Here is a 25,567-nt window from a genome sequence, read left to right as displayed (position 1 = left end):
GTAAGTGCCGGAGGGGGATTTTTTTTATGAGACGGTATATGGATACATTTTTGGGATTGGTGATGCTGTTGATGATCAGCCTTCTGGCAAGCCAGGGGTTGGAAGCAGTGGCGGAAGCAGGAAGCGCCGCAGAAAAAAAGGTGGTTGTGCTGGACGCCGGTCACGGCGGTTCCGATCCCGGCAAGGTAGGAATCAACAATGCGCTGGAAAAGGAAATCAATCTGGCGATTGCCGGGAAGGTGAAGGCAAAACTGGAAGCCGCCGGCATCGAAGTTTTGATGACCAGAGAAAATGACGACGGTCTGTACCAGGCCAACGATAAGAACAAAAAAGTTTCGGATCTCAACGCCCGCTGCCGTCTGATCGAAAAAAGCGGCGCCGAGATTACGGTCAGCATCCACCAGAACAGCTATCACGACAGCAGCATCAGCGGACCCCAGGTGTTTTATTACAAGGATTCCAAAGAAGGACAGCAGCTGGCCGAGATCCTGCAGGCGTCCTTCGACGGGGTCGTGGAGAAAAACACCCGGAAAGCCAAGGCAAACGACAACTATTATCTGCTTCTCCACACCAAATGCCCGGTGGTAATCGTGGAATGCGGTTTCCTCAGCAACCCCGGTGAAGCAGACTTGTTAATCACAGACGACTATCAGGAAAAAGTCTCCGACGCCATCTGCAAAGGCATCCTGGGATATTTAAATGCACAGACGGCATGAAGAAGCAGCGGTTTGATGAAAACCATAGATGAGGAATTGGAAGTATCAGGGAAAGTTGAAATACATGTTGACATTTTACATAAACAAGTATAAGGTATAACTATAAATAAAATTTCATATACGTCCATAGTAAAATTGCCGAAAGGCAATGACACAAAGCTATAGGGTCTAAAGTCGGAGATCCAATGACAATGACAGCCAGCTGCCGTATTCTTGTTATAATAGGTGGGCTCTATCTATTTTGTTTGTATACGACTGCTTGCAGACTCTGCGGGCAGTTTTTTTGTACCCAAAAACAATAACTCTGCGGAACCAAAATCGGGCGATAGGGGCAGGCAGAGCGGGGATCAAATGGGGGAACGGAAGTGGAAGAGAAAGAAAAGAGCAGCCGGGGTTCTGGCGAGCAGAAAAATTCATCCGGAGATAAAGAAGGTAAAACTGCGGACAGAGACATCGTGAAGATGAAGAAGGCTTTGCGGCTTCAAAAGTTTTTGATCGGAGCCCTGGCCTGTGTGGTTGTGGCAGGAGCAGTTGCCGTCGTCGGGTATCAGAAAAATTGGTTTGGATTAAAGAATTCTGATCCGGGGACTGCCGCAGGAGCGGACATCGACCCGAACGCTGGAGACTGGGACGGCTCGATTCCCCAGGCTCCTAAGGGAAATCCTGACGCGGAAAATATTGCGGTACCCGGCTATCCGGAAATTTATCTGCCGGCGGGACAAACCGAGGTGGATGTGGCGTTCGCCAATCCGGAGGGAAACCCTTGTTATTTCACATTTCAGCTGGTGCTGAAAGAAAATGATGAGGTTCTCTACGAGTCCAAGCAGGTTCCGCCGGGGGAAGCGATCACAAAAGCCACTCTGAGCCGAGCGCTGGATGCGGGGAGCTATGAGGCTGTCCTGAAGATTACAACGGCAAGCATCAAAGATCTGTCCCCGATGAACGGCGCCAATATGGAAACGACGCTGAAAGTGGAATAGGGGGGATCTTATGAGCGGTTTTCACCGGAAAAGGAGACTTTTTCCGGTAGGAATGGCAGTAGCTTTGGCCGTGGGCCTGATCGCTCTGTCCTCGTATCAGGCCGCCGCCGTGGTTGATTCCGACGCCTCCCGGAGCATTGAGGAATCTCTCTCGATCGAAGAATCAGAAAAAGCCAGTCTCCTGGCCCTTCTGGAGAGCAGTCCGGAGGAAGGGCTGGAGTGTCTGACCGAAGAAAACGTTTCGGAGCCAATTCCGTCGGAAGAAACGGAAGAAAGCGGCCTGGAGGCGGACCCCGGAGAAGTGCAGACGGAGAGCAGTTCCGATGGTTCCACAGGAGCGACGGTTGAGGCCAGCGGGTCGGAAGCGGACTCCGCCGAATCTTCGGAAGAGAGTAGTTCTGGGGAAGGGAGTAGTTCCAGCGAGGAGGATAATACCGCAGGCCAGGAGACTGGGGAACCGGAGAGTTCACAGACGGCAGGCGTTGAGACCACCGAAATGGAATCAACAGGGGATACGGGCACGGAAGCAGAAAGCTTGGAGACAACCGGATCCACGGAAGCTGAGACAACCGGAACAGAATCTGCCGGGCAGAGCGCTCTGACCGATCCGTCCGGCGCGGAGACAGGAAGCCCGGAGACGGAGACCGGTCTGGGGGAGGATGGACTGCCGCTGGAGAGCAGTGTCGATACCTTGGAGGGGGCTCTGGAGGAGAGCAGCTCGGCCGAGGAGGAGATTCCAGGTGGGGAACCCGCATTTTACGTAGAGATTCCAGCACAGATCATTTTGAACGAGGGACGCAGCTTTACGATCCAGACCGTTCCCGCGAAGCAGGTAACGGATGGGCGGGTGTTGGTGACGGTGCAGGGAACCGAGACGCCGGACGGCGATAGTTTCGCTCTCTACTGCGGGGAGGCCTATTGGGGATTCCAGCTCCAGATTGGTGAGAACTTGGTCACGCCGGTTCAAAACCAAGTGGAACTTGCGACAGAGGAACATTCTTGTCAAGCAAAAGTGGTACCGGATCAAGGACGATCACACTGGGCTGGCGTTTACCGGGGAAATTTGAATTTCACTGTAACCTTTCAGCCGGAACCCGAATAAAGAGAATCCAGATGCAGGAAACTGCATTGGAAATATAAAAGGCGGCACGTCCCTATTGGCGAGCAAATTTATTCTATTTAATAGGAGGATGGTACTATGAGGAGAAAAGCGATTGCAGCCCTGGGTATGGCTGTACTGATGACTGTGGGGACATGTGTGCCGGTATTGGCAGCGGATACGGAAGCTTCCGGATCCGATTCGTCGAATGCCACTGGTCAAACGACAGTAACCTATACACAGCCGGTGTCTTATACGGCTTTAATTCCTAGCGGTGTATCCGTGGATAAAGACAACGGTGCGACGATAGCGGTCAGTATCAAAGACGCTATTTTGGAGACGGGCAAAGCAGTAACAGTTTCGACGGATGTGGTTGGAGACAAAATAACCGTAGGGACCGGAGATGATACTCAGGAGCTTAGTTTTGCGCTTACAGGGAGCGCTAAATTAGACGGAACCAACCCATCTTGCAGCTTTACGGTCGGGAAACCAGCAAGTGCTTTTAAAACCGCTGGTGATCATACCGCAACCGTTACCTTTACTTTCACCTATGGTAATGTGACCCCGTAACTGATTTTTTGAACAGGAATTTATCATAATCATAATGAAAAAGCTGGGACATTTTGTGTTCCAGCTTTTTCATGTACGCCTTCCTACGGCAGCACATCCGCCGGCTGATGAAAATACTCAATGGCAAAATCCCAAAAATCATTGGCCGCAGGCGACATCTCCCTTCGCCTCTGGCGCGCCAGAACTACGGAGCGTGTCGTAGCATACCTTTCAATCGAGAGAATCCGCAGATCCGGCGCGATCGTTTTGGCGGCAGGCAGGCAGACCTTCGGAAGGAACGCAATCCCGGCCCCCTCCGACACCAGGAGCACCTTAAAGACAAATTCATTCACCTCATAAGCCACCCGCGGCGTAAACCCAATCAGATTGCTGAATGCCTGAAGCATTTCATAGGTGGGCGTTTTATATGGGTGAGACTGGCCCATGACAATAAAAGGAAAATACTTGGTTTCATGAAGATCAATGGAGGTCTTCCCCTCCGGATAGTCCCGGAATTTCGGCGAGAGAATCATATAATATTCCTCCTCAAACAAATTGCAGTAGACCGGGAAATGATTCTCCGCTGTATAATACCCGTTCTCGCTGGAGGTAAGAAGAATATCAATATCCCGTTTTAAAGAAGAAAGGCTGCGCTGGATGTAACAGAAGTTTACATTCGGCTCTTTTTTTGTATAAGCGAGAAGGCAGGGATTCAAAATAGGCGCGAAGGCAAAAGTACCGATCCGTACCGTGCCGAGGAGGGAATTGCGGAGATTCTTCATTGCCATTTTGGCGCTCTGCATTGACGCAAGGGCTTCCTCCGCGTACTGACAGAAAAGCTGGCCGTGCTCGCTGATGCGAAGGCCCCTCCCCACACGGTCAAAGAGCCGCACGCCAAGCTCTGCCTCCAGGGAAGCGATCAGCTTGCTGATCTGGGGCTGAGAGGTGTTTAAGATCTGTGCGACCGTGGACATATTTTCATACTGGGCAAGCAGGGAAAACGCGTGGAGCTGCTGCATTTCCATGATAACAATCCTCCTTTTTGGGAAGGAGGGAGAGTCAAAGATAAAAAAGTAAGGAGAAATGGATGAAAGTAGTATAACAAAATAAGGCAAAATAAGCAAGAAGTATTCGCCTTATTGATTTAAAAACGGGAGTTGTAAAATCAAATCGATAACAGATTGGAATAAGTGTATATCAAATGGAAAATTGATTTTGCTGATCGATTCGGTATACTAGCCATAAAAGAGGAAGAAGAGGGAGGAAAAAGTCCGGATAAATGAAAAAAGCAAGGGGAGAAGTGGATTATCGTAAACAATTTGAGGAGGATTGGTATGTATAAGTATATCGCAAAACGCCTGTTGATGATGATTCCGGTTTTGCTGGGAATCACGGTTCTGGTATTCCTGATGCTGCACCTGACTCCCGGTGATCCGGCCCGGAGCATGCTGGGCGACACCGCTTCCCCGGAGGAAATCGCCGAGCTGCGGGAAGAACTGGGGCTCAATGATAACCTGGTGGTTCAGTACGGGCGTTATATGAAGAACCTGATTTTCCATGGAAGCCTGGGAACCTCCTATGTCAGCGGCCGCGAGGTGATGTCGGAGATCCTGAACCGTTTTCCGACCACGATTCTTTTAGCCCTCTGCGGGATTGTCGTCACAGTGCTGATCGGCGTTCCGACCGGGATTATCGCGGCGGTCAAACAGAATTCGTGGATGGATAAGGCAGCCACGTTTATCGGACTGTTCGGCGTCTCGATGCCGGCCTTCTGGTTGGGGCTCCTTCTCGCCCAATTCTTTTCCCTAAAGTTAGGGTGGCTGCCGGCGACCGGGTTTTACGGGCCGAAATATTGGATCCTTCCGGCTATTACGGTGGGACTAAATACCTCGGCCATGGTGATGCGGATGACCCGGTCCACCATGCTGGAGATTATCCGGCAGGATTATATCCGGACGGCCAGAGCCAAAGGCGTGAAGGAGAAGACGGTGGTAATCCATCACGCGCTCAGCAACTGCCTGATCCCTCTGATCACGGTGATCGGGTTGCAGATTGGTTCTCAGCTTGGAGGCGCGATGGTCACAGAGACCATCTTCTCGATCCCCGGACTCGGCAAATATTTGGTGGATTCGATTTCCAGCCGGGATTATCCGGTGATCCAGGGCGGTGTCTTGTTTACGGCTATTGTGTTCAGCGTGGTGAACTTGCTGGTGGATATTCTTTACGCCTACGCGGATCCCCGGATCAAGACACAGTACGCGAAGGCAGGCGGCAGGAAACGGAACCGGCCATTGGAGAGGAAGGAGGCATAGATGATGAATTCGGCACAGACGAATGCTTTGATGACTCCCACCGTGGAGCTGAAGAAAAAAAGCCAATGGGTCTCGGCCCTGGGGCGCGTGAAAAAGAATAAACTGGCCATGTTCGGGCTGGTGCTCGTGATCTTTATGATCCTGATCGCTGTTTTCGCCGGTGTGGTGGCCCCTTATCCCTATGAGGAACAGCATTTGGCTGACAGCCTGCTGGGGCCTTGCGCGAAATATCCCTTTGGAACCGACAAATACGGACGGTGTATCTTAAGCCGTGTCATCTATGGAGCCAGGACCTCCCTTCTGGTCGGTTTCGCCGCCGTGACCCTTGCGACTTTGATCGGCGGATGTATCGGGGCTGTGGCCGGATATTTCGGCGGAGCGCTGGACAATGTGCTGATGCGCCTGATCAATATCGTGCTCTCGATCCCCAATATGCTTTTAGCCATCTCCATCTCAGCCATGATGGGAACCGGCCTGGTCAATACGGTGATCGCTATTTCCATCAGCAGCATCGGCGAATTCGCCCGGATTACCAGGGCCTCGGTTCTCTCGGTCCGGGATCAGGAATACGTCGAAGCGGTAAAGGCGATCAGTGCAGGCAATAGCCGCATCATCTTTAAACATATTCTTCCGAATATCATGGCGCCGCTGATTGTGCAGTACAGCCTGAAAATCGCCGCGTCGATCCTGGCGGCCGCGGGCCTTAGCTTTGTCGGGCTTGGCGTGCAGCCCCCGACGCCGGAATGGGGCGCTATGCTGTCGGCGGGCCGGTCTCTGATCCGCTATAACTGGTGGCTGACCTTGTTCCCCGGCCTTGCGATCATGATCACAGTGTACGGCTTTAACTTGTTTGGCGACGGCATGCGGGATGCTCTGGATCCCCGCCTGAAAGATTAGGAGGGAAAGCGATGAAGAAGGAGAGCGAAATTTTACTGCAGATCCGGGATCTTTCCGTCGAGTACCAGACGGAGGACGGCATTGTGAAGGCGGTCAATGGGATAGACCTGAACGTGGGAAAAGGAGAGACGGTCGGACTGGTCGGGGAGACCGGGGCCGGAAAAACCACGGTTGCCCTGTCCATCCTGCGCCTGATCCCGGACCCGCCGGGACGGATCGTCCGGGGAGAGATTCTCTGGAAAGGAAAAGATCTGCTGAAGGAAAGTATTCCAGAGATGCAGAAAATCCGCGGGGATCATATCTCCATGATTTTTCAAGACCCAATGACCGCCCTGAACCCGGTGCACACGATCGGGGAGCAGATCGCGGAATCCGTGATTCTGCACCAGAACCTACATAAAAAAGAAGCGGAAGAGGCGGCGAAGAAAACCTTGGAGCTGGTGGGAATCCCGAAAGAACGGTATTTTGATTATCCTCATCAGTTCTCCGGCGGGATGAAGCAGCGGGTGGTGATTGCGATTGCCCTGGCCTGTAATCCGGAGCTTTTGATCGCCGATGAGCCGACCACGGCGCTGGACGTGACGATTCAGGCCCAGATTCTGGAGATGATGAACCAGTTAAAGCGGGATTTGGGGATGTCGGTGATTATGATCACCCATGATTTGGGAATCGTGGCGGAGATGTGCGACCGGGTGGCTGTGGTTTATGCCGGGCAGATCGTGGAATGGGGGACCACCAGGCAGGTGTTCAAAAATACATATCATCCTTACACTTTAGGCCTTTTTGGTTCCCTGCCGGACATGAAGGCGGCCGATGAACAGGATTTCGATGAAAGGCGGCTGAAACCCATCAGCGGCATGATGCCGGATCCCACCAAGCTGCCGGATTGGTGTCATTTTGCGGAACGGTGTCCTTACCGGACGGACGAGTGCGAGAAAGATCCCATCCCCCTGAGGGATTTCGGGGACGGACATCTGGTGCGCTGCCGCCGGTGCCCGGTTCCGGGAAAGGAGGAGTAAGAAATGCTGTTGGAAGTTGAGAATTTAAAAAAGTATTTTCAGACTCCGGGCGGGAATCTGCACGCGGTGGACGGCGTCAGCTTCGCGATCGATACGGGAAAGACTCTGGGAGTGGTCGGTGAATCCGGCTGTGGGAAATCTACTCTGGGAAGGGTGATCCTTCACCTGCTGGAACCCACCGGCGGGAAGATTCTCTTTGAGGGAGAGGATATCACCAACGTCGGAAAAAAGAAGCTGAAAGAGCTTCAGCGAAGCATGCAGATCATTTTCCAGGATCCTTTTTCCTCTCTGAATCCGAGGATGACGGTCAGCGAGACGATCCGGGAGCCGCTTTTAATCACCAAGCTGGTGCCGAAGGATCAGATTGACCGGAAGGTGAAGGAGATGATGGATACGGTCGGCTTGGCCCAGCGGCTGGTGAACAGCTATCCCCATGAACTGGACGGCGGACGCCGCCAACGGATCGGCGTGGCCCGCGCCCTGGTGTTAAATCCTAAGTTTATTGTATGCGACGAGCCGGTCTCCGCCCTGGATGTCTCGATTCAGGCACAGATCATTAACCTTCTTTTGGATTTGCAAAAGGAGAGAGGCTTCGCTTACCTTTTTATCACCCACGATCTGTCCGTGGTGAAATATGTGTCCCATGATATCTGTGTGATGTACCTGGGCCAGCTGGTGGAGAAAAGCCCTGCGGCGGAACTGTTCCGGAGGCCGGCGCACCCCTACACCCAGGCTCTGCTGTCAGCGATCCCGGTCCCCGATGTGGATCACCGGCAGGAGCGGATCCTGCTGAAAGGGGAGCTCTCTTCCCCGATCAATCCGAAGCCGGGATGCCGTTTCGCAGCCAGATGTAATTTTGCAAAGCCGGAGTGCTCAAAGAAGGAGCCGGAGTTAAAGGAAATTGCTCCCGGCCACCTGGTAGCCTGTCACTTTGCAGAAAATAAGCAAGCTTAAGGAGGAGGAAACATGAAGAAAAGATGGATGGCGCTCGCACTATCAGCCGTGATGGTATGGACCGCGGCGGCCTGTTCCGGCGGAGGCGCGGAGACGACAAAGCCTGCGGATCCGGGGACTTCCGGGACAGCGGCCGGAAATGTCAGCGCTCAAACACCGGAGGGAAGCAGCAAGGATACCTTGGTGATCGCCAATACCTCAGGAGAACCGGGGAACCTGCACCCCTACAACACCGTCAGTATCGGGGCGAGGCTCCCTCAGTACCTGATTTTCGACGGCCTGGTGGAGGTGGATACCAAAGGAGAGATTCAGCCCGGCCTTGCGGAATCCTGGGAGATGGATCAAAAGCAGATTACCTTTCATCTGCGGGAAGGCGTAACCTTCCACAATGGAGAGACCATGACGGCGGACGATGTTGTCTTTTCGATCCAAGAGATGGTCAACAACTCCACCGGCGGGAAGGCGACCAATTATTCCGCCTGCGATGTGGAACACATCACCACGCCGGATGAGAAGACCGTGGTGGTTCCGATGAAGGAGGATAACTCTGGACAGCTCAGCTATTTTTCGGAACTTCTGGTGGTAAACAAGAAGGCATATCAGGAGATGGGGGATCAGTATCAGTATGAACCGGTCGGGACCGGCCCCTTCAAGCTGACGGACTGGGTGGTCGGAGACATGATGACCCTGGAAGCCAATGAAGCCTATTGGGGAGGCGCGCCTTTGCTTAGCACCGTCAAGATCCGCACCATCTCCGAGGTATCCCAGGCCCTGATCGAGGTGGAGACCGGCGGCGCCGATGTGATGATTAACCCGGACGGCAATGATGTGGCGCGGGTATTAGGCGGCGAGATCAAAGGCGTCAAGGCGGTCACGGAGCCGACCTTGGTGCTTCGGAACAACAACATCAACTTTAACCACAACTCCCAGTATATGAGTAACAAGAAGGTGCGGGAAGCCATCGCCCACTGCATCGACCGGGACTCCTGGACCAGCATCATTTCGCCCGGCGTCGGCGTTCCGGCCTACTGCAGCGTAGCTTCCGGCATCTGGGGATGGGATGCGGACATGGAGAAAAATTATCCCTACGCCTATGACTTAGAGGCTGCCAAGGCATGTCTGGCGGAGGCCGGATATCCCGATGGGTTCCGCTGCGTGATTCTGACTGACTCCCGGACCTACCACCAGGCATTGGTGGAGCTGCTGCAGGCTTCTCTGTCTCAGATCGGAATTGAACTGGAAGTGCAGACCATGGAGCTTGCAAAGCAAAAAGAAATCATGGCCACCGGGGAAGGCTTTGATTTATTCCTGCTGGACAACGTGGGAAGCGCAGGCGACCCGCTGTCTTGTCTGTGGAGGGATTCCCATCCGGAATTCAGCGGCGTGGGCGGCACCAACTACCTGTTCTACACCATGGACAAAGAAGGCGCCAAGGACTACGCGGATATCCTGAACAAGATCCGCGCCTGCTACGACGATACGGAGCGCCTTTCGCTCTGCAAGGAAATGCAGCAGATTTTCACCGACAATCTGATCTGGATTCCGGTCAACTCGATCCAGGCATATGTCCTTGCCACGGACTCTTTGCAGAACGTGACTTTCGGGCAGGATATCCTGAGGATCACCAATCAAACGTTTTTTGAGTAGAATGGGAAACGAAGTGTTTGGGGCCGGCGGACTGCTCTTCCGGCCCCAGCCATTTTCATGCGTTTCCTGATAAAGGAGGAACGATTTATGAGTAACTTCAACCGTTTTGGCAACATGTCGCCGCCGGAGGAAATCATGCGGCGCTCCTATCTGATGGCGGAGGATCCGTTCCACATGGTAGGCAACGTGTACTTTGTGGGGAACACCTGGTGCAGCTCCCACCTGATCGACACAGGGGACGGGCTGATCCTGCTGGATACGCCGTGCCTGCCGGAACTTGCCTATCTGCTGGACGGCATCTGGCGTCTGGGTTTTGATCCGAGACAGATCAAGTACATCATCGTCTCCCATGCTCATGTGGATCACTACGGCGCGGTCCGGGCGCTGGTACATCTGACCGGCGCGAAGACTTTTATGGGCGAGCTGGATGTGGCGGATATGGCGAAGGCAGGAGAGCGGTTCGAACGGATGAATCATGAAGCCGGACGCTTTAACGAAAGCTTTCAGGCGGATGTAGCGCTGAAGGACGGCGACGTGGTGGAGCTGGGCAACACGAAGATCCGCTGCGTGCTGACTCCCGGCCATACGGTTGGCGTCATGTCCCATTTCTGGGAGACCGAGGAGGATGGAAAGAAGTACCGCGTCGGCATCTACGGTGGTGCCGGATTTATCTCTCTCAGCGAGGAACGGCTGAAGGAGTGCGGACTGACCATGGAGATGCGGGATACGTTCTCCCGGTCCATTGACAAGGTGTGGGACGAAAAAGTGGACGTGATGCTGGGAAATCATCCGTTCCACAATGATACGTACGAAAAGCATGAGCGGGTGCTCCGGGGGGAGAAGGACGCATTTATCGACCCTGGAGAATGGCGGCGTTATCTCCAGGAGCTGCGGGACCGGTTTGCGGATTACCGGAAGCTTTCGCAGGAAGAGATCGGGGTGATGTATCAGAAGAGTTATTTCTTTGTCTACCGGGACAAAGCGATCCCGTTTTTGGAGGAGCCGGTTCCGGAAACCATGGCCCTGCCGTAATTTTTCAATTATAGGCTGGCGTTCCCCTTGTTTCGATGGATTTTGCCATTTTGTTTCGGTAAAATGGAGAACAGAAATGGATGCCGCGGGGATCAGACAGGCAGAAACGTTCCGCGCACTGATATGGGGGGAAATGGATTGAGAATGATCAGAAACTGGTTCCAAAAGGGATTGGCGCATCTGGGGATAGCAGCACGATTTCCCCGGCGTCATGCCGGAAGAAAAACGGGAACCGCCGGGCCGGAACAGGAAGCGGCCGAACAGTTTTTGCAGAGAGTGCTGGCTGCGGAGCAGATTTTGAAGGTCTCCCCCGGAACGCTCTGCGAAGAGCTGGAAAAAAACCAAGGAGCGGAAAACATCTGCTGCGTTATGATTGTAAAAAGAGGGGAGGAGGCCGCGGTGCCTTATCTCCTTTCCGGGCGGGGGAGCAAACGGGAATCTGAATTGTCGGAAGATCAGGGCCGGGAGCCCCGCCGGATCCCTGGTTTGCCGGAAGAACAGCTGCACGGGGGCGGGAAGGAGGAGTCCTTCGCCGCGCAGGAGGACAGTCAGGCCTGCGACGGAAACCGGAAGCGTCAGCTTCGTTATGTGGAGGAGACGAAGCAGTTTGTCCGGGAGAATTATGCGGATATGAACTTATCACTCAGCGGGATCAGCCAAGGGATCTCCATCAGCGCCGCATATCTCAGCTCCCTTTTTCATGAACTGACCGGACAGCCTTTTACTTCCTATTTGAATGAAGTGCGGCTGGATCAGGCAAAACAGATGCTCCGGATGACAAAGCTTCCGATCAAGGAAGTCGGGTTCCGGTGCGGTTTTAGTTCCGTTCAGAACTTTAACCGGGTCTTTAAAAAGAGGATGGGCCAGACGCCGAAACAGTACCGGGAGGAGGGCGCGGCGTAGTCCGGCAAAAAATCGAATCAAACGACACTGGCCAAATGGGTAAAATATTCTTATAATAAGAAGGTGAAAACTTATTGTAGACGTCTGAGAGAGGAATGGGCCCCAGAATGAATCTGCACCACCTTCTGTATTTTAAAACGATTGCCGAGCTGGAGAATTTTACGCGGGCTTCGGAGCAACTCAATGTCACACAGCCGAATTTAAGCCATGCGGTCCGGGATCTGGAAGAAGAGCTGGAAGTGAAATTGTTTGAACGCCAGGGCCGAAGCGTGCGGCTGACCCGGTACGGAGAAATCTGGCTGGAGTATGTGGATCAGGCGCTGGATTCCCTGGACATGGGAAAGCGTATTTTAAACGAATACACCCACCCTCAAAAAGGAACAGTGAGGTTGTCCTACTTGAGCTCCCTGAACCAATATGTCCCGTGGCTGACCATGAAGTTTTACCAGAGCACGGAACAGATTGAGACCAAGTTTGAGATGTCCCAGTATCCCACCTCAAAGATCGAGAGGGAGATCCTGGACGGCAAGGCTGACCTGGGCATCAGCTCCGTGGTAGATCTGCCATCCATCTCTTCGTTCTATCTGGGAAATCATGGGACAGTTCTGGTGGTGGCGGAGAACCATCCCTGGGCGGAACGCCGGTCCGTGGCCTTAAAGGAGCTGGACGGAGTTCCTTTGGTTACATATACCCAGGAATGCGGAATCCGCAAGTACATCGACGGGTTACTGGAGGGGGTAGAGGGGGGATGCCAGCCGCAGATTGTCTCCGAGGTCATGTATGACAACCTGATTCTTGGAATCGTAGCGTCCGGCTTCGGCGTCGGATTGATTCCCAAACCCTTGGGCTACCGGCCGGAGCGGGTCAAAATTTTAGACATCTCAGACTCAATACCCGGACGAAATCTCTATATGATCTGGAGCAACACCCACTATATGTCTCCGGCTACCGAGCGGTTTCGGGATTTTGTGATGGAGCGGGCGCTTTTTCTGGATCGATATATTAAGGAAGAAAGCTGAATCATCACAGAAAACCGAAAGGTGTTCGGCGGACGGAAAACCGGACGTTCCAAAAGGGACGCTTACAGTTCCGGCAGAATCACCCGCCGGCCTTCCTCCGCAGAGATATAGGCGGCGTAGAGAGCCTCGATCGTCTGCTTGGCCAGGGAAAAACCGGAAAGAGGTTCCCGGCCGTAGGCGACGCATTCCATAAAATCCTGGAGCTGCGCCACATAGCCCCGTTCAATGCTCTCCGACACAAAAGCGCGGTTCCAGCCGGTTTTGTGGGAGAGATTCTCCGACAGATAGACATTGTCCAGACCCTCCGAATCCAGAAAATAAGTTTGGAGCGAATCCGTGGGCGTGATTTTGCAGAGCATGGTCGCGTCGTTGCAGTAGATCTGAATATAATTTTGAATCCCGCCGACCACGTTGTCATTGGCAAAAACCGTTGCCTTGGTGCCGTCGGAAAAGGTCAGGGTCATGGTTCCAAAATCTTCTACGTCCTGAGGATGAGCCATCAGGTAACGCCGGTCTGTCTGAGAGAGGGTGGGGGCGATCCGGCCGGTGTCGGCCACAATCTCCCGGATCGAGATTTCCCGCCCCTTGGCAGCTGCCTCCACCGACTTTAAATACAGGATTCCAGCCAGCGGGTGGCAGCCGATCCGAAGAAGCGTGCCGCCTCCAATATTTTTCCAGGCGCCAGCGCCTGCTGTCGGGGAGCCCTGCACGCTTTCCTCCCCGCGCAGGAAGGTGATCGTGCTTTTCTTTGCGCGGAGGAATTCCGCAGCCCGCTGGATATTGGGGGAGTAGATGTAATTTTCCGCATACATGAACCGCTTCTTGCTGGAGCAGACCGCCTGCTCCAGGCGTTTCAGATCGCCTTGGACCGTGCGGTACATTTTTCTTTTGGAAACCGTGTCACCGATGGGATCCGGATCCTCTGGGAGCCCAAAATACCCGGTCAGAGGCTTTTCACAGATCACATGTTTCTCCGCCGCCAGCGCTTCGATGATCATATCGGGGTGGAGATAGGGGGGCGTGCACAGGATCACCACGTCGATTTCCGGATCCGACAACAATTCCCGATAGTCGGTGGTATAATGTTCATAGCCGTACTCTTCCGCTGTCTTTTTGGCCGAAGCCGGATTGACGTCGGCGACGCCGCGGAGGCGAAGCTGCAGCCCGCCGACCATGCGGAACGAATTTCCGTGAAGCCTGGCGGCAAAACCGCCGCCGATCATGCCGATTGAAACTGTTTTCATAGCAACCTTCCTTATTTATTATCCTGTCTTTTTGCTTTCCATTTCTTCCAAAGAGAGGTCTGACCAAAAAGCATAATCAAAATCGCAAGCGTCAGTACGATGGAAATTGGATGGGTAAAGAGATCCTTGACGAAGAGAGGAAAACTGTTTCCCACCATGGACACGGAGCGGCGGAAATTTTGTTCGATCAAGGAGCTGAGGATGACCCCCAGAATGACCGGGGCCACGGGGATTTTATAGAGCTTCATTAAGTATCCGAGGATTCCAAAACCAATCATCCAGTAGATGTCCATGATACTGTTGTTGATGGTATAAGCTCCCACCACGGATAAAATGATAATCGTGGGCATCAGAATATATTTTGGCACCTCCACGATTTTCGTGAATAGCTTAATTCCCGTAAAACCAAAGATCAGGAGGAATACATTTCCGATCAGCACCGCGCCGACGATGAACCAGAATACGTCCGCCGATTCCACCATCAGCATCGGACCGGGCTTCAAACCGTGGATGTACATGGCCCCGATGACAATCGCCGTCACCGCGTCGCCGGGAATGCCGAGAGTCAGCATGGGGATGTAGGCCCCGCCGATCGCTGCATTATTGGAGCTTTCCGGCGCGACCAGCCCTTCGATGGCGCCCTGTCCAAAGGGAACCTCCGGGTTTTTCACGGTGCGCTTGGCGTGATCATAGGAAATCAGAGCCGCAATATCACCCCCGGTTCCGGGGAGTGCGCCGACAAAAACGCCGATCAGGGAGGTGCGGAGGGAGAGCGGCAGGTACTTGATAATATTTTTCCAGCCCGGAACGATCTTACCCACGTCCTGTTTCACCGGCTGGATGTTGAGATCCCGGAGCTGCATCAGCGCTTCGGACATGCCGAAGAGTCCGATCATCACCACCACATAATTGACGCCGCCCTGCAGGTAAACGTTCCCGAATGTGAAGCGTTGTTGTCCGGTGACCATATCCAGCCCGACAAAGCCGACGAAAAGGCCAAGGGCCGCCGCAAACACTCCTCTGGCCGCAGATTCATTTCCCAGGCTGCCCACCAGCATCAAGCCCATCACTGCCAGCAGGAAATAATCCCGCGGGGCAAAGGAAAGCGCAAAGTCCGCGATCAGCGGGGCGCCGATGGCCAAAAAGAGAGCGCCGATGATGCCGCCGAATACGGATTGAATCACGGTGACGCCGATGGCTTTCCCGGCTTCCCCTTTTTGGGCCAGAGGATAACCGTCCAATGCCGTGGCTACTGCTGCCGGAGCGCCGGGGATGTTCAGCAGGATCGCTGACCGGGAACCGCCGTAAACGCCTCCGATCTGGACGCCGACCATGGCCGCCATGGCGGGCAGCACGTCCCAGGCATAGGTGAAGGAGATCAAGAGTGAGACCGCCATGGTGACCGAAAGGCCCGGAATGGCGCCGATATAGATTCCCAGGAAGACCCCTGCTGCCAGGTAGAGCAGCAGCATCGGATCCGCCAGGGCTGCAAACATATGGGATAACACTTCCATGTACGTTCCTCCTTTAAGGCATGACAACTTTAAACACGAACTGGAACACAACCAGAATGAAGATCAAAACGCCGCCGGCCACAAATATAGACTGAACCAGCTTAGAACGGTTGAGCGTGATCATGGAGCCCCAGAGGAACAGATAGGTGGAAATAGCAAAGCCGGCGATTGGCAGCAGGATGGCGTAAATGATCACATAGGCCAGGATGATGGCGATTTTATCCGGGAACAAATGCCGGATGACAGCGAGAACCCGGTCGGGAATCCGGCTGCCTTTTTCAAAGGTTTTGGGACAGCGGCGGATTTCCAAAAACATCAGGATTTCCATCAAAAGCAGAACCGAGGAGGTAATCAGAGGAAAGGCACCCTGGCCGGAAAGGCTGGGGTTTTCCAAAAACATTTGGAGAGAAAGGATAAAGGCGATGACGCTTACGATGCCTAAAAAGACAAGGAAGGAGAGTTCGCCTGGATTTAATTTTCTGGGTTTCATGTTCGGCAGGACCACCTTTCTTTGAGAGTGAGCGTGCTGCGGTGCGCAGCACGCTCAGGACAATTCGGGTTTATTCACTTACGCGGGGAATACCGACGGAATCCGGGGAAATCTCTGTGGCTCCGGCATCATACATCAGCCAGGAAGAAACGCTGCGGTATTTATCCAGATAGTCGATGGCTTCCTGCCCGTGGATATTGCAGGGCACACAGCCCAGATCCGTCAGGATTTTCTGGAATTCCGGATTGCCGGCAGCCTCGGAGAACGCTGCGGTCAGTTGATCCACGACATCCTGAGGCGTATCCTCGCGGACCAGTACGCCGTAGAACGGCCCCCAGGGGAGAAGCTTGTCATAGTCGGAATAGACTGTCGTGATGGCCGGAACATCCGGGAACGTTTCGAGGGTGGCATTGTGCATCAGCGCCAGCGCTTTCACTTTCCCTGCATTGGTCAGCTCCGCGCAGGATCCCATGGTCACGATGGAATAATCGGCATGGCCTCCCATCACTGCGGTGACGCAGGCCGACTCACCGTCGTAGGTGATCCGGTTCGGAGTGACTCCGTTGACCGAGGTCATCATGGCCGCCGCCGCATAGGGAAGTCCGCCAGGGCCGGTATCGGCCATGTTCAGCGTGGTGCCGGACTTCATGGCGTCAACCAGAGCTTCCAGCGTCTGATAAGGGGAATCCGGGCTGACGATCACCACTCCGATGCTGGTGCAGAAGATATTGATCGGGATAAAGTTGGAATAATCCAGTTCGGAAGTTCCCATTACTTTGGCAATTTGAGGGTTTTCCGCTCCGAACAGCAGGTTATAGCCGTCGGCCGGCTGTTCATGTACATATTGGGTGGAGATGCCTCCGGCTGCGCCGGCCCGGTTGGTGTAGATGATGGTTTTTCCGCCCAGTGCGTCTTTGACATAGGGGGCAATCGCGCGGGAAACCGTGTCGCAGACGCCGCCTGCGGACCACATGATGCTTCCCTGGAAATCTTTGGTCGGGAAATCCGTTGCGGAAGCCGCTGCGGTGGAATCTCCCGCGGCCGTCGTGCCGCCTGCCGCCGTTGTGGATCCGGCCGCCGCTGTCGTAGAGCCGCCGTTTCCGCCGCAGGCAGTCAGAGCCAGAGTCATACCGATCGCCATGACAAAACTGATGATTTTTTTCATTTCTTCCTCCTTTTTTGAATCAATGCCAGGAATTACGCTGTAACCAGTTTTACTTTTCTTTATTCCCAGGGGAATAGTCTGGAAACACGCGCTTCTGATGGGATAAATATAGCAAACTGGGCTGGGGAAGTAAAATGCTTTATTTTAATGAAACAGATAAATAAAATTTATAGCAGTTCCAAGAGGCGGGAGGAAAAGAGGGCGGACGATATTTCCGCGCAGAAAGAAAAACGGCGCAAAGACCGTGCCTGTCCGGTCTTTGCGCCGTATCTATTTTTAGTGGAGCCTTCTATGCTCCTGCGAAACAAAAATGCTCCGCTATCCATGAACAGGGGCTGTTCCCCTGGAATTTGCTGCGCGGGGAAATCTCTCTTTTGGAGACGCGCAGTACCTTATTTTATTGTGATACGAGTCGGACGAAGCTGCGATAATCCCTTTACATGATCTTCACCTCATCGTCTTTCTCAAACCCGGAAGGGCTGTAGTAGCGGGCGGAGACCGTTCCATCGTCTGCCAGCTCATAGCGGAAGTGCTTTAAGTAATTCCAGAGCATGGGCATCTCTTCCGCGATGCAGTTGTGGGAGCGGTAATGATTTTCCGTCAGCTTCATGACCGGGACCGAAGTGCCGTCAAAGTCTTTTTCCCAGGTCCAGGTGGAATAACGGTCATGCTTTCCGCTGGCCTTACTGTCTTCCTGATCCATCAGTGCAACGTCGTTGACTTTCATGTGATACTCGGCCCAAGCGTCCAGGTTATTGGAGATATCATCCCAAAGATTCCCTTTCAGCATCTCCAGGTCGCCGGTTCCATAGATCTGGTAAACCGGAATGCTCTGATTGCTGACGGTGCCGTTCTCGCCGGTTACCTTGGTCACCGCATCGTCGGCGGACACGACGCCGGAGGTGGAGGCTACGGCGGCGAAATACTCCGGATGGGTGATGGCAAAGCTCTGGCTGTTCATGCTGCCGGCGGACTGGCCGGTGGCGTACACGCGGCTGGGATCCACGTGGTAAGCGCTGTTGCCGAGGATTTCCTCCTTGAGCTGTTCATAGAAGAGATCCGTGTCCTTATGGCTGACGGCAATCGCCTTTTTATTATACTGCTCGCAGATCGTGACCATGACAAAGCCCTCTTCCTTTGCCACTTTCCACCAGCCTGCTGCATCCAGGAAAACCTTGTCGGTCTGGCTGTCTCCGGGGAAGACAAATACTACCGGCGCTCCGTCCGGGAATTTTTCTGAGGAATTCTCCGGGACATAGACCATATATTCCCGCAGTTCCCCATTTACCTCCATGGTCTTTACCTCGATGCCAAGCTCTTTATAATCGGCCCGAAGTCCCAGGGTGTTGCCGTAAGCTACCATGTTTTCGTAGCGGGTGTAAGTGGTCAGGAAATTCAGGATTTCCTTGGACGTGGACGGAGAGAGCGGATCCACGGATTCTTCCTTGACGGCCACCTTGGAGATCGGTCCCCAGTAATCGGTCATCCAGCGGTCGGAGTCTTCTTTCTGGGCGTAGACGCTTCCAAGCGCCGCGTCGTCGGCCGGCGTCTCCACACAGTCATTGGCTTCCAGCCAATAATCCAGGCTTTCAGCTATTTTCGCCGGGTCCGCCTGAATGTACCAGGTGGGCAGGACCACCTCGTCATAAGTGATCTTTTCAAAGCCTTCCGGGAACTGAATTTCATTATACTTGCCATTGGTCCCGCCGAATTCCTGATCCGCCAGGGTATTTAGATAAGAGGAATCCAGTCCCTGGGAATCCACATAAACCTGGCTGATGACGCGGAGCGGGTTGGCGGCCGCCCAATGCTCCAGCGCGGCTGCGCCATTTCCGTAGCCCACCAGGTAATTTTCACCGAAGATAGAAAAATAATCGTTTCCGGCGTAGAAGGTCATCGCTTCCTCTATGTAAGAGGCTTCCTCCTCGGCGCTTCCCCAGCCGGAAGAACCGGGCTCCAAGAGGAACAAACCTTCCTCCCGCTCATCGGCAATCTCTTTCCAGCCGCTCTTTTCCAAAAATTCCTCGGTGGTGATCCCGTCCGGGACGGTGATTACCGTAAAATAAGTACGGATCGGAGCCTCCGAGGATAGATAGACCTTGGCGGTCCGTCCTCCTTCAAAACTTTTTTCCAGATAGCCGGTCAAAGGAAGTTTATTGGCGCGGGAGTAATCGTGCTCCGGCGGTTCCATTGTGTCCAGCGACTGTGCGGTCAGGCCGTTTGCGGCCGGGGCTGCTGTGGTTGCTTCTGCTGTGGTGGTGGCCTGTGTGGTCGGAGCCTCTGTGGTTGTGGCATCCGTCTCCGGGGCTGTGGTGGTGATTTCATCCGTATTCCCACCGCAGCCGCCGAGGGCCAGGACGGCGCTCAGTGCTCCGGCAGCCAGCCAATATCGCAATCGTTTTCCTATCATATTAACCTCCCAAAAATAAATTCTGACGAAAGGGCGCGCGTTCTTTCTTCCTCTATACTATATGCAGAGATAGTACAGGCTGTAAACGAACGATTTTTCAGATGATGAACAGCAGATAAGAAAAGAGCCGGTTTTGAAAAAAGAATTCAGTTTGGGGAAAAATTGAAAAAAATGTGCGGAAAGGGTCTGGAAAAAGTGGTAAGTTCAGGAGGAAAACCGAAGAAGAACCTAACAATACCCTCGGTTTTTTGGGAGAAGGAACCGCCTACTTGGAAGCCTCCGCCGCCTCCCTCGATTTCTTATTGAATCCTTCTCCCCTTGATGCTATAATCATATCACCTGGAAAGAATAACAATCAAAGGAATGGGGCGCAATGAAAACGGAAATCTGTCCGATGACAACAAAAGAAGAGCGCCGCCCGGCTATTTTGCGCGCGGCCAAGCTTCTGAGAGAGGGAAAACTTGTGGCATTCCCCACCGAAACCGTCTATGGCCTCGGCGGAAACGGCCTGGATCCGCAGGCATCCTCCCGCATTTATGCGGCAAAGGGAAGACCCTCGGATAATCCTTTGATTCTTCACATCTCAGACCGAAGCGAACTTTCCCCTCTGGTGAAGCGGATTCCGGAGGCGGCCGTGCGTTTGATGGATGCGTTTTGGCCGGGACCTTTGACGCTGATCTTTGAGAAAAGCGAGAGAGTGCCGGATGAAAGCACGGGGGGGCTGAACACGGTGGCTGTTCGTTTTCCCAGCCATCCGGTGGCGCAGGAGCTGATCCGGGAAGCCGGGGTTCCGGTTGCGGCGCCCAGCGCGAATTTATCCGGCCATCCAAGCCCGACTACAGCGGAGCATGTGGCCGAGGACCTGTCCGGCCGGGTCGATATGATCTTGGACGCGGGGCCGGTGGAGATCGGGCTGGAATCCACGATCATCGATGTGACCGGAGAGACGCCGCTGATCCTGCGGCCGGGCTACATCAGCCTTGAGCAGATGCGGGAGGTCCTGGGGCAGGGGGATTTTGACCCTGCTATCCTGGGAAAGCCGGATCCAAACCTGCGCCCGAAGGCGCCGGGGATGAAGTACCGGCACTATGCGCCGAAGGCGGAGCTTACGATTGTGGAGGGGGATACGGAGGCAGTCGTGAAGGCGATTGCCGCTCTGGCCGGAGAAAAGAAAGCCTTGGGATTTCGCGTTGGGATTTTGTGCCCGGAGGAAAGCAGGGGGCGCTATGATGCGTCTCTGGTGAAAACCGTCGGCACACGGGCCGATGAGAAGACCATCGCCCACAATCTGTACCGCTGCCTGCGGGAATTTGACGAGGAGGAAGCAGAGTATGTTTTTTCTGAAGCCTTTTCGGACGGCCCTCTGGGGGCGGCGATTATGAACCGGCTGGTGAAGGCGGCCGGATACCGGGTTCTTCCGGCGGGAGGCGAAGATGAAAACCTATCATAAAGTGATCTTTGTCTGCATTGACAATACATGCCGGAGCATTATGGCCGAGGCGGTCATGAACAGTGTGAACCGGAAGAAGAAACTTCAAGTGCTCTCGCGGGGATTGGTGGTCTTGTTTCCGGAACCCATGAACCCGAAGGCTGTCGCGGTTTTAAAGGGGAACCAGCTGAAGCCTTCCAAGGAGAGCTCCGAACAGCTGACTCTCTCGGACCTGGAGGAGGAAGGCACGCTGGTGCTGACCATGACCGAGTATGAAAGCAGTCAGGCGAAGGAATGCTTTAACGGAAGAGCCGACATCTATTCCATCGGAGAGTTTGTCCGGAAACCCGGAGACATCAATCAGCCTCACGGGGGTACGCTGGCAGAATATGGGGCATGCTATGAATATATTGATCTGATGGTGAAGATGGCGGCGGAAAAATTACTAAAGGAGGACACGATATGATAGCACTGGGAAGCGATCACGGCGGATACGCCCTGAAACAGGAACTGATTGCCTATCTGGAAAAGAAAGGCCTGGAATATAAGGATTTTGGCTGTTACGATGAGAAATCCTGTGATTACCCGGAATATGCCCACGCGGTGGCCCATGCGGTGGCGGACGGAGAGTGCGAAAAAGGAATTCTGATCTGCGGCACCGGCATCGGCATGTGCCTGGCGGCGAATAAGGTAAAGGGGATCCGCGCCGCTCTCTGCGGAGACTGTTTTTCCGCGCAGATGACCAGAGAACACAACGATGCGAATGTACTCTGCCTGGGCGCACGTGTTTTAGGTTCCGGCCTGGCGCTTAAGATTGCAGAAACGTTTCTGAACACAGAGTTTTCCGGGGACGAGCGCCATATGCGGAGAATTTCCAAGATTGAAGAGTAAGACGGGGGCGGACATGGAAAAACGGAATAGTTACATTACCTGGGATGAGTATTTTATGGGAGTGGCTAAGCTCAGCGCTGAGCGCTCCAAGGATCCGAACACCCAGGTCGGCGCCTGCATCGTCAGCGCAGACAACAAGATTCTCTCCATGGGATACAATGGATTTCCCAGCGGATGTTCGGACGATGAGTTTCCCTGGTCGCGGGAAGCGGAAGGGCTGGACGCCAAGTATCTCTACGTGACCCACAGCGAGCTCAATGCGATTTTAAATTACCGGGGAGGCAGTCTGGAAGGGAGCAAACTTTACGTGAGCCTTTTCCCCTGCAATGAGTGCGCAAAGGCGATCATCCAGGCCGGGATCCGTACCGTGGTTTATGAGATGGATAAGTATCCGGATTCCGATGCCGTCCGGGCATCCAAGCGGATGTTCGACGCAGCCGGCGTCCGGTATTACCAGTACCAGAAAACGGGACGAAAAGTTGAACTGGAGTTATAAATGGGAAAAGTTTTAAAGAAAATCTTGATTTTGGCCGGCATCTTTTTGGTGGTGGCCATTGTCGTATTTTTCCTTCTGACCAGAGACCGGGAAGGGGATACCGTTTCCTATGAAGCCATGGAACCGGCCACCCTGCCGGTGGTTACTTTGACGGTGGAGGATCAGGAGGTCAATGTACTCTACGGCTACACGGCGGAGATGGACGAGGCCTACATGGGCGAGACCCTGACGCCGCTGCCGGAAGACCGGAAGCTGCCGGTGACAATTTCCTCCTACGGAAACACGGTGACCGGTCTTTCCTATGAGATCCGTACCCTGGATGGCAGCAGCCTGATCGAGCGGAACACGATTTCCGACTGGCAGGAAAAGGACGGCCGGATCCAGGCGGAAATCCCCGTGCAGGATTTGATCGGACGCAATACCGAGTACCGCCTCCGCATTCTGGTATCCACAAAAGACCGGGAGGCAGTCTCCTATTATACCCGGATTCTCTGGGGCCAGGATATGAAGACAAAGGAAATGCTGGATTACGTGAACGGGTTCCACGACGAGACCTTCACGAAAACGGACAGCAATAACTTTGCGGTAAACCTGGAGTCTGACAAGTCGGCGGACAACGGCACGCTGGCCTACACGAACATCCGCTCCAGCTTTGACCAGATCACCTGGGCGGACCTCTCCCCCATCCAGGTAGGGGAGCCACAGGTTCAGATTTTGCAGATGAATCAGACCTTTGGTTCCTTCCTGGTGCGCTATGAACTGCAGGCGGAGGGAGAAAACGACCGGATCGGCACTTATCTTGCGGAAGAGTATTTTTGCCTGAACTGGTCGCCGCAGCGGTTTTATCTGATGGCCTATGAGCGAAATGTCAACCAGATTTTCGAAGCGTCCTCCGACACCATCACAGGGGAGGGCATTGAATTCGGTGTGACGATGCCGGAGCGGATTTCCCTCTCCGAGTCCGGAAAGCCTGCCAGCAAAGATAACGGCGAGAAAGAGTACCAGGTGTTCGTGGTCAACGGCGAGCTTTGGAGTTATTGCCCGGAAAATCAGGAAGCCGTTAAGATCTTCACCTTCCGGGACGACAAAGAGGAAGGCTGGCGCCGCAACCATCAGGAGTACGGGATCCGTACCGTAAACGTGGACAACTACGGGAATGTGGAGTTCTTTGTCTTCGGTTATATGAACCAGGGCGCCCACGAAGGGCAGACCGGCCTTTCCTATTACCGGTACGTGAAAGCGGACAATGCGCTCCAGGAAGTGTTCTATATTGCCTCGGACAAGCCGTATCAGGTCTTAAAGGAAGGCATCGACACCCTGGCCTACAAGAGCAGCCGGGAACTTCTCTACCTGAAATTCGACAACAATGTCTATGCGGTGGACTATGTGGGCAATGAGTTTGTCGTGGTGGTGGAAAATGCCGAGGCGCGCGGGCTGGTCGTCAACAAGGCCCAGGATGCGATCGCCTGGCAGCAGGGGGACAACCTCCAGGAGGCGGATTCGGTCCGGGTCTTATATCTGGATTCCGGAGAAAGCCATGTGCTGGAAGCAGGGGACGGGGAATATCTGCGGACCCAGGGATTCATTGATCAGGACTTTATCCTGAGCATCGGCCGGACCTCGGAGATTCAGCGCTCCGGCCTGGAAGCCCTGTACCCGCAGTACGCGCTGACCATCACCGACCAGGAGGGGAAGGAGATTTCCCGCTATCAGTATGATGGGATCTATATCTCGTCGGTGTCGGTGGGGGAAGGCCAGGTGCATTTGAGCCGCCTCAAGAAAAATGCTTCCGGTGATTTCGAGTACATCGACGAGGATACGCTGATGCAGAGCAGCGCGGAGACCGGGCCGGTGAAGGAAACCTTGGCTCAAAAAGAAGGGGAAAAGCGGGAGAGGATCTGGTATCTGCCGTTTACCTCCGCCAGCGAGGGGAAGAAGACCTTAAGCGTAACGTCTCCCAACAAGATTTTGTACGGCGAGGGATCCTCCATGGATCTTTCCCATTATGCCGGGACGCCGGCACACACCCGTTATTATGCCTATGCCTACGGCCATCTCCAGGAGATCCGGGACCGGGCCGGGGAGGCGATCTCTCTGATTTACGACCAGATGGGCTGGGTGACCGACAGCAAGGGGAATTCGATTTGGCGCCGGACGGAGCGGAAGTCAAGCGTCAGCATTACGATTCCGGAGGAAGCTGTGGTTACCGGCGCGAGTGACCGGCTGAAAGGCTGTATTACGGGAATCCTGCGAAAAGAAGGAGTAAAGGAAGACATCTCCGACCGGCTGGCGTCGGGAGAAAATGCCCAGGCGATCCTCTCGGAACTTCTCCCCGGCACAGTGATGGATTTGAGCGGCTGTACCCTGAAGCAATTATTCTATTACCTGAACCTGGGGACGCCGGTGATTGCCCTCAGCGAGGACTTGGGGCCCATTTTGCTGATTGGATACGATCAGTACAATGTGGAGCTTTATGACCCGGTGGGAGGGACCGTCTTTAAAAAGGGACAGAACGATGCGGAGGAATATTTCCGGCAAGCCGGAAGCCAGTTCCTGGGCTATGTGAAATAGGGTATGTGAAATAAGAAGGGAAGCCCCGGAAAACCAGGAAATAAATGTAAAAAAGAATTAATATCCAGAGCGCCACATCTTGTTGCCGGATCGACACAGAAGGTCAAGATGTGGCGGAAAAAGAGGAAAAATGCGGTCTTTTCCGGGCTTTCCGGGCTGCTTGTCCTATTTTCAAATGTTAAAAAATCTTTACAAACTTTACGGATAATGGTAAAATAACATTCAGTGAG

23 protein-coding genes and 1 riboswitch are annotated in these 25,567 nt (G+C 53.9%); of the genes, 17 read left to right on the top strand and 6 right to left on the bottom strand.

Features of this window, described 5'->3' with window-relative positions:
• The first annotated feature begins 26 nt into the window (after positions 1-26).
• From MUB23_RS05270 to MUB23_RS05255, 4 genes are all read left to right on the top strand, one after another.
• Complete coding sequence (locus MUB23_RS05270; RefSeq protein ID WP_244799295.1) at positions 27-716, top strand: N-acetylmuramoyl-L-alanine amidase; 690 nt, start codon at positions 27-29, stop codon at positions 714-716.
• 118 nt (positions 717-834) lie between these two features.
• Positions 835-926: riboswitch (cyclic di-GMP riboswitch) on the top strand.
• Between the two features lie 155 nt (positions 927-1,081).
• The gene (locus tag MUB23_RS05265; protein ID WP_244799294.1) at positions 1,082-1,696 is read left to right on the top strand and encodes a hypothetical protein; all 615 of its coding nucleotides are present in this window, start codon (positions 1,082-1,084) and stop codon (positions 1,694-1,696) included.
• Between the two features lie 10 nt (positions 1,697-1,706).
• Positions 1,707-2,798, top strand: a complete 1,092-nt coding sequence (locus MUB23_RS05260; RefSeq protein ID WP_244799293.1) for a hypothetical protein — start codon at positions 1,707-1,709, stop codon at positions 2,796-2,798.
• A gap of 96 nt (positions 2,799-2,894) precedes the next feature.
• Positions 2,895-3,365 carry a hypothetical protein gene (locus MUB23_RS05255; protein WP_244799292.1) on the top strand — a complete coding sequence of 157 codons (471 nt, stop codon included), beginning with the start codon at positions 2,895-2,897 and terminating at the stop codon, positions 3,363-3,365.
• A gap of 83 nt (positions 3,366-3,448) precedes the next feature.
• On the opposite strand, the gene MUB23_RS05250 is transcribed toward MUB23_RS05255, so the two are convergent.
• Positions 3,449-4,369, bottom strand: coding sequence for a LysR family transcriptional regulator (locus MUB23_RS05250; protein ID WP_244799291.1), 921 nt, complete (start codon positions 4,367-4,369; stop codon positions 3,449-3,451).
• 309 nt (positions 4,370-4,678) lie between these two features.
• Between MUB23_RS05250 and nikB the strand changes: the two genes are divergently transcribed.
• From nikB to MUB23_RS05210, 8 genes are all read left to right on the top strand, one after another.
• Positions 4,679-5,656, top strand: coding sequence for a nickel ABC transporter permease (gene nikB, locus MUB23_RS05245; RefSeq protein WP_244799290.1), 978 nt, complete (start codon positions 4,679-4,681; stop codon positions 5,654-5,656).
• A 3-nt stretch (positions 5,657-5,659) separates the two neighbouring features.
• Positions 5,660-6,553, top strand: coding sequence for an ABC transporter permease (locus MUB23_RS05240; RefSeq protein ID WP_244799682.1), 894 nt, complete (start codon positions 5,660-5,662; stop codon positions 6,551-6,553).
• Positions 6,554-6,564: 11 nt separating this feature from the next.
• Complete coding sequence (locus MUB23_RS05235; protein ID WP_244799289.1) at positions 6,565-7,572, top strand: ABC transporter ATP-binding protein; 1,008 nt, start codon at positions 6,565-6,567, stop codon at positions 7,570-7,572.
• A gap of 3 nt (positions 7,573-7,575) precedes the next feature.
• Positions 7,576-8,526 (top strand): ABC transporter ATP-binding protein, encoded by a 951-nt coding sequence (locus MUB23_RS05230; protein ID WP_244799288.1) that lies wholly within the window; start codon positions 7,576-7,578, stop codon positions 8,524-8,526.
• Between the two features lie 12 nt (positions 8,527-8,538).
• Positions 8,539-10,173 (top strand): ABC transporter substrate-binding protein, encoded by a 1,635-nt coding sequence (locus MUB23_RS05225; protein WP_244799287.1) that lies wholly within the window; start codon positions 8,539-8,541, stop codon positions 10,171-10,173.
• 87 nt (positions 10,174-10,260) lie between these two features.
• A complete protein-coding gene (locus MUB23_RS05220; protein WP_244799286.1) occupies positions 10,261-11,205 on the top strand; it encodes an MBL fold metallo-hydrolase in 945 nt (314 codons plus the stop codon).
• A 144-nt stretch (positions 11,206-11,349) separates the two neighbouring features.
• Positions 11,350-12,108 (top strand): helix-turn-helix transcriptional regulator, encoded by a 759-nt coding sequence (locus MUB23_RS05215; protein ID WP_244799681.1) that lies wholly within the window; start codon positions 11,350-11,352, stop codon positions 12,106-12,108.
• 107 nt (positions 12,109-12,215) lie between these two features.
• Positions 12,216-13,127: a LysR family transcriptional regulator gene (locus tag MUB23_RS05210; RefSeq protein ID WP_244799285.1), complete on the top strand. Its 912-nt coding sequence runs from the start codon at positions 12,216-12,218 to the stop codon at positions 13,125-13,127.
• A 62-nt stretch (positions 13,128-13,189) separates the two neighbouring features.
• Here MUB23_RS05210 and MUB23_RS05205 read toward each other — a convergent pair whose 3' ends face one another.
• The 5 genes from MUB23_RS05205 to MUB23_RS05185 all read right to left on the bottom strand — a co-directional run bounded on the left by MUB23_RS05205 (position 13,190) and on the right by MUB23_RS05185 (position 19,950).
• Complete coding sequence (locus MUB23_RS05205) at positions 13,190-14,371, bottom strand: Gfo/Idh/MocA family protein (RefSeq protein ID WP_244799284.1); 1,182 nt, start codon at positions 14,369-14,371, stop codon at positions 13,190-13,192.
• Positions 14,372-14,382: 11 nt separating this feature from the next.
• Positions 14,383-15,885 (bottom strand): tripartite tricarboxylate transporter permease, encoded by a 1,503-nt coding sequence (locus MUB23_RS05200; RefSeq protein WP_244799283.1) that lies wholly within the window; start codon positions 15,883-15,885, stop codon positions 14,383-14,385.
• Between the two features lie 13 nt (positions 15,886-15,898).
• Complete coding sequence (locus MUB23_RS05195) at positions 15,899-16,375, bottom strand: tripartite tricarboxylate transporter TctB family protein (protein WP_244799282.1); 477 nt, start codon at positions 16,373-16,375, stop codon at positions 15,899-15,901.
• Between the two features lie 70 nt (positions 16,376-16,445).
• Complete coding sequence (locus MUB23_RS05190) at positions 16,446-17,540, bottom strand: Bug family tripartite tricarboxylate transporter substrate binding protein (RefSeq protein ID WP_244799281.1); 1,095 nt, start codon at positions 17,538-17,540, stop codon at positions 16,446-16,448.
• A gap of 436 nt (positions 17,541-17,976) precedes the next feature.
• Complete coding sequence (locus MUB23_RS05185; RefSeq protein ID WP_244799280.1) at positions 17,977-19,950, bottom strand: alpha/beta hydrolase family esterase; 1,974 nt, start codon at positions 19,948-19,950, stop codon at positions 17,977-17,979.
• Between the two features lie 373 nt (positions 19,951-20,323).
• Here MUB23_RS05185 and MUB23_RS05180 point away from each other — a divergent pair, with 373 nt between their 5' ends.
• From MUB23_RS05180 to MUB23_RS05160, 5 genes are read left to right on the top strand one after another with little or no spacing between them, the layout of a single operon-like run.
• Complete coding sequence (locus tag MUB23_RS05180; protein WP_244799279.1) at positions 20,324-21,400, top strand: L-threonylcarbamoyladenylate synthase; 1,077 nt, start codon at positions 20,324-20,326, stop codon at positions 21,398-21,400.
• The gene (locus MUB23_RS05175; RefSeq protein WP_244799278.1) at positions 21,384-21,845 is read left to right on the top strand and encodes an arsenate reductase/protein-tyrosine-phosphatase family protein; all 462 of its coding nucleotides are present in this window, start codon (positions 21,384-21,386) and stop codon (positions 21,843-21,845) included. Before MUB23_RS05180 ends, MUB23_RS05175 begins: the two co-directional genes overlap by 17 nt.
• Positions 21,842-22,270, top strand: a complete 429-nt coding sequence (rpiB, locus tag MUB23_RS05170) for a ribose 5-phosphate isomerase B (protein ID WP_244799277.1) — start codon at positions 21,842-21,844, stop codon at positions 22,268-22,270. Before MUB23_RS05175 ends, rpiB begins: the two co-directional genes overlap by 4 nt.
• 13 nt (positions 22,271-22,283) lie before the next feature.
• On the top strand, positions 22,284-22,766 hold the full coding sequence (locus tag MUB23_RS05165) for a deoxycytidylate deaminase (RefSeq protein WP_244799276.1): 483 nt from the start codon (positions 22,284-22,286) through the stop codon (positions 22,764-22,766).
• On the top strand, positions 22,767-25,337 hold the full coding sequence (locus MUB23_RS05160; RefSeq protein ID WP_244799275.1) for a hypothetical protein: 2,571 nt from the start codon (positions 22,767-22,769) through the stop codon (positions 25,335-25,337). It abuts the gene before it with no gap.
• Positions 25,338-25,567: the final 230 nt, after the last annotated feature.

The sequence above is a fragment of the Cuneatibacter sp. NSJ-177 genome, from assembly GCF_022867805.1.
Taxonomy (GTDB): domain Bacteria; phylum Bacillota; class Clostridia; order Lachnospirales; family Lachnospiraceae; genus Pseudolachnospira.
Note: the sequence above shows the minus strand (reverse complement) of the source record. Positions and strands in the feature narration are given on the sequence as shown.

What these genes read in the sequence shown, in the direction of transcription:
- MUB23_RS05270 (WP_244799295.1), top strand. Translation starts at nt 27, where the DNA reads ATGAGACGGTATATGGATACATTTTTGGGATTGGTGATGCTGTTGATG.
- MUB23_RS05260 (WP_244799293.1), top strand. Translation starts at nt 1,707, where the DNA reads ATGAGCGGTTTTCACCGGAAAAGGAGACTTTTTCCGGTAGGAATGGCA.
- MUB23_RS05255 (WP_244799292.1), top strand. Translation starts at nt 2,895, where the DNA reads ATGAGGAGAAAAGCGATTGCAGCCCTGGGTATGGCTGTACTGATGACT.
- MUB23_RS05250 (WP_244799291.1), bottom strand. Translation starts at nt 4,369, where the DNA reads ATGGAAATGCAGCAGCTCCACGCGTTTTCCCTGCTTGCCCAGTATGAA.
- nikB (WP_244799290.1), top strand. Translation starts at nt 4,679, where the DNA reads ATGTATAAGTATATCGCAAAACGCCTGTTGATGATGATTCCGGTTTTG.
- MUB23_RS05240 (WP_244799682.1), top strand. Translation starts at nt 5,660, where the DNA reads ATGAATTCGGCACAGACGAATGCTTTGATGACTCCCACCGTGGAGCTG.
- MUB23_RS05235 (WP_244799289.1), top strand. Translation starts at nt 6,565, where the DNA reads ATGAAGAAGGAGAGCGAAATTTTACTGCAGATCCGGGATCTTTCCGTC.
- MUB23_RS05230 (WP_244799288.1), top strand. Translation starts at nt 7,576, where the DNA reads ATGCTGTTGGAAGTTGAGAATTTAAAAAAGTATTTTCAGACTCCGGGC.
- MUB23_RS05225 (WP_244799287.1), top strand. Translation starts at nt 8,539, where the DNA reads ATGAAGAAAAGATGGATGGCGCTCGCACTATCAGCCGTGATGGTATGG.
- MUB23_RS05220 (WP_244799286.1), top strand. Translation starts at nt 10,261, where the DNA reads ATGAGTAACTTCAACCGTTTTGGCAACATGTCGCCGCCGGAGGAAATC.
- MUB23_RS05215 (WP_244799681.1), top strand. Translation starts at nt 11,350, where the DNA reads ATGATCAGAAACTGGTTCCAAAAGGGATTGGCGCATCTGGGGATAGCA.
- MUB23_RS05210 (WP_244799285.1), top strand. Translation starts at nt 12,216, where the DNA reads ATGAATCTGCACCACCTTCTGTATTTTAAAACGATTGCCGAGCTGGAG.
- MUB23_RS05205 (WP_244799284.1), bottom strand. Translation starts at nt 14,371, where the DNA reads ATGAAAACAGTTTCAATCGGCATGATCGGCGGCGGTTTTGCCGCCAGG.
- MUB23_RS05200 (WP_244799283.1), bottom strand. Translation starts at nt 15,885, where the DNA reads ATGGAAGTGTTATCCCATATGTTTGCAGCCCTGGCGGATCCGATGCTG.
- MUB23_RS05195 (WP_244799282.1), bottom strand. Translation starts at nt 16,375, where the DNA reads ATGAAACCCAGAAAATTAAATCCAGGCGAACTCTCCTTCCTTGTCTTT.
- MUB23_RS05190 (WP_244799281.1), bottom strand. Translation starts at nt 17,540, where the DNA reads ATGAAAAAAATCATCAGTTTTGTCATGGCGATCGGTATGACTCTGGCT.
- MUB23_RS05185 (WP_244799280.1), bottom strand. Translation starts at nt 19,950, where the DNA reads ATGATAGGAAAACGATTGCGATATTGGCTGGCTGCCGGAGCACTGAGC.
- MUB23_RS05180 (WP_244799279.1), top strand. Translation starts at nt 20,324, where the DNA reads ATGAAAACGGAAATCTGTCCGATGACAACAAAAGAAGAGCGCCGCCCG.
- MUB23_RS05175 (WP_244799278.1), top strand. Translation starts at nt 21,384, where the DNA reads ATGAAAACCTATCATAAAGTGATCTTTGTCTGCATTGACAATACATGC.
- rpiB (WP_244799277.1), top strand. Translation starts at nt 21,842, where the DNA reads ATGATAGCACTGGGAAGCGATCACGGCGGATACGCCCTGAAACAGGAA.
- MUB23_RS05165 (WP_244799276.1), top strand. Translation starts at nt 22,284, where the DNA reads ATGGAAAAACGGAATAGTTACATTACCTGGGATGAGTATTTTATGGGA.
- MUB23_RS05160 (WP_244799275.1), top strand. Translation starts at nt 22,767, where the DNA reads ATGGGAAAAGTTTTAAAGAAAATCTTGATTTTGGCCGGCATCTTTTTG.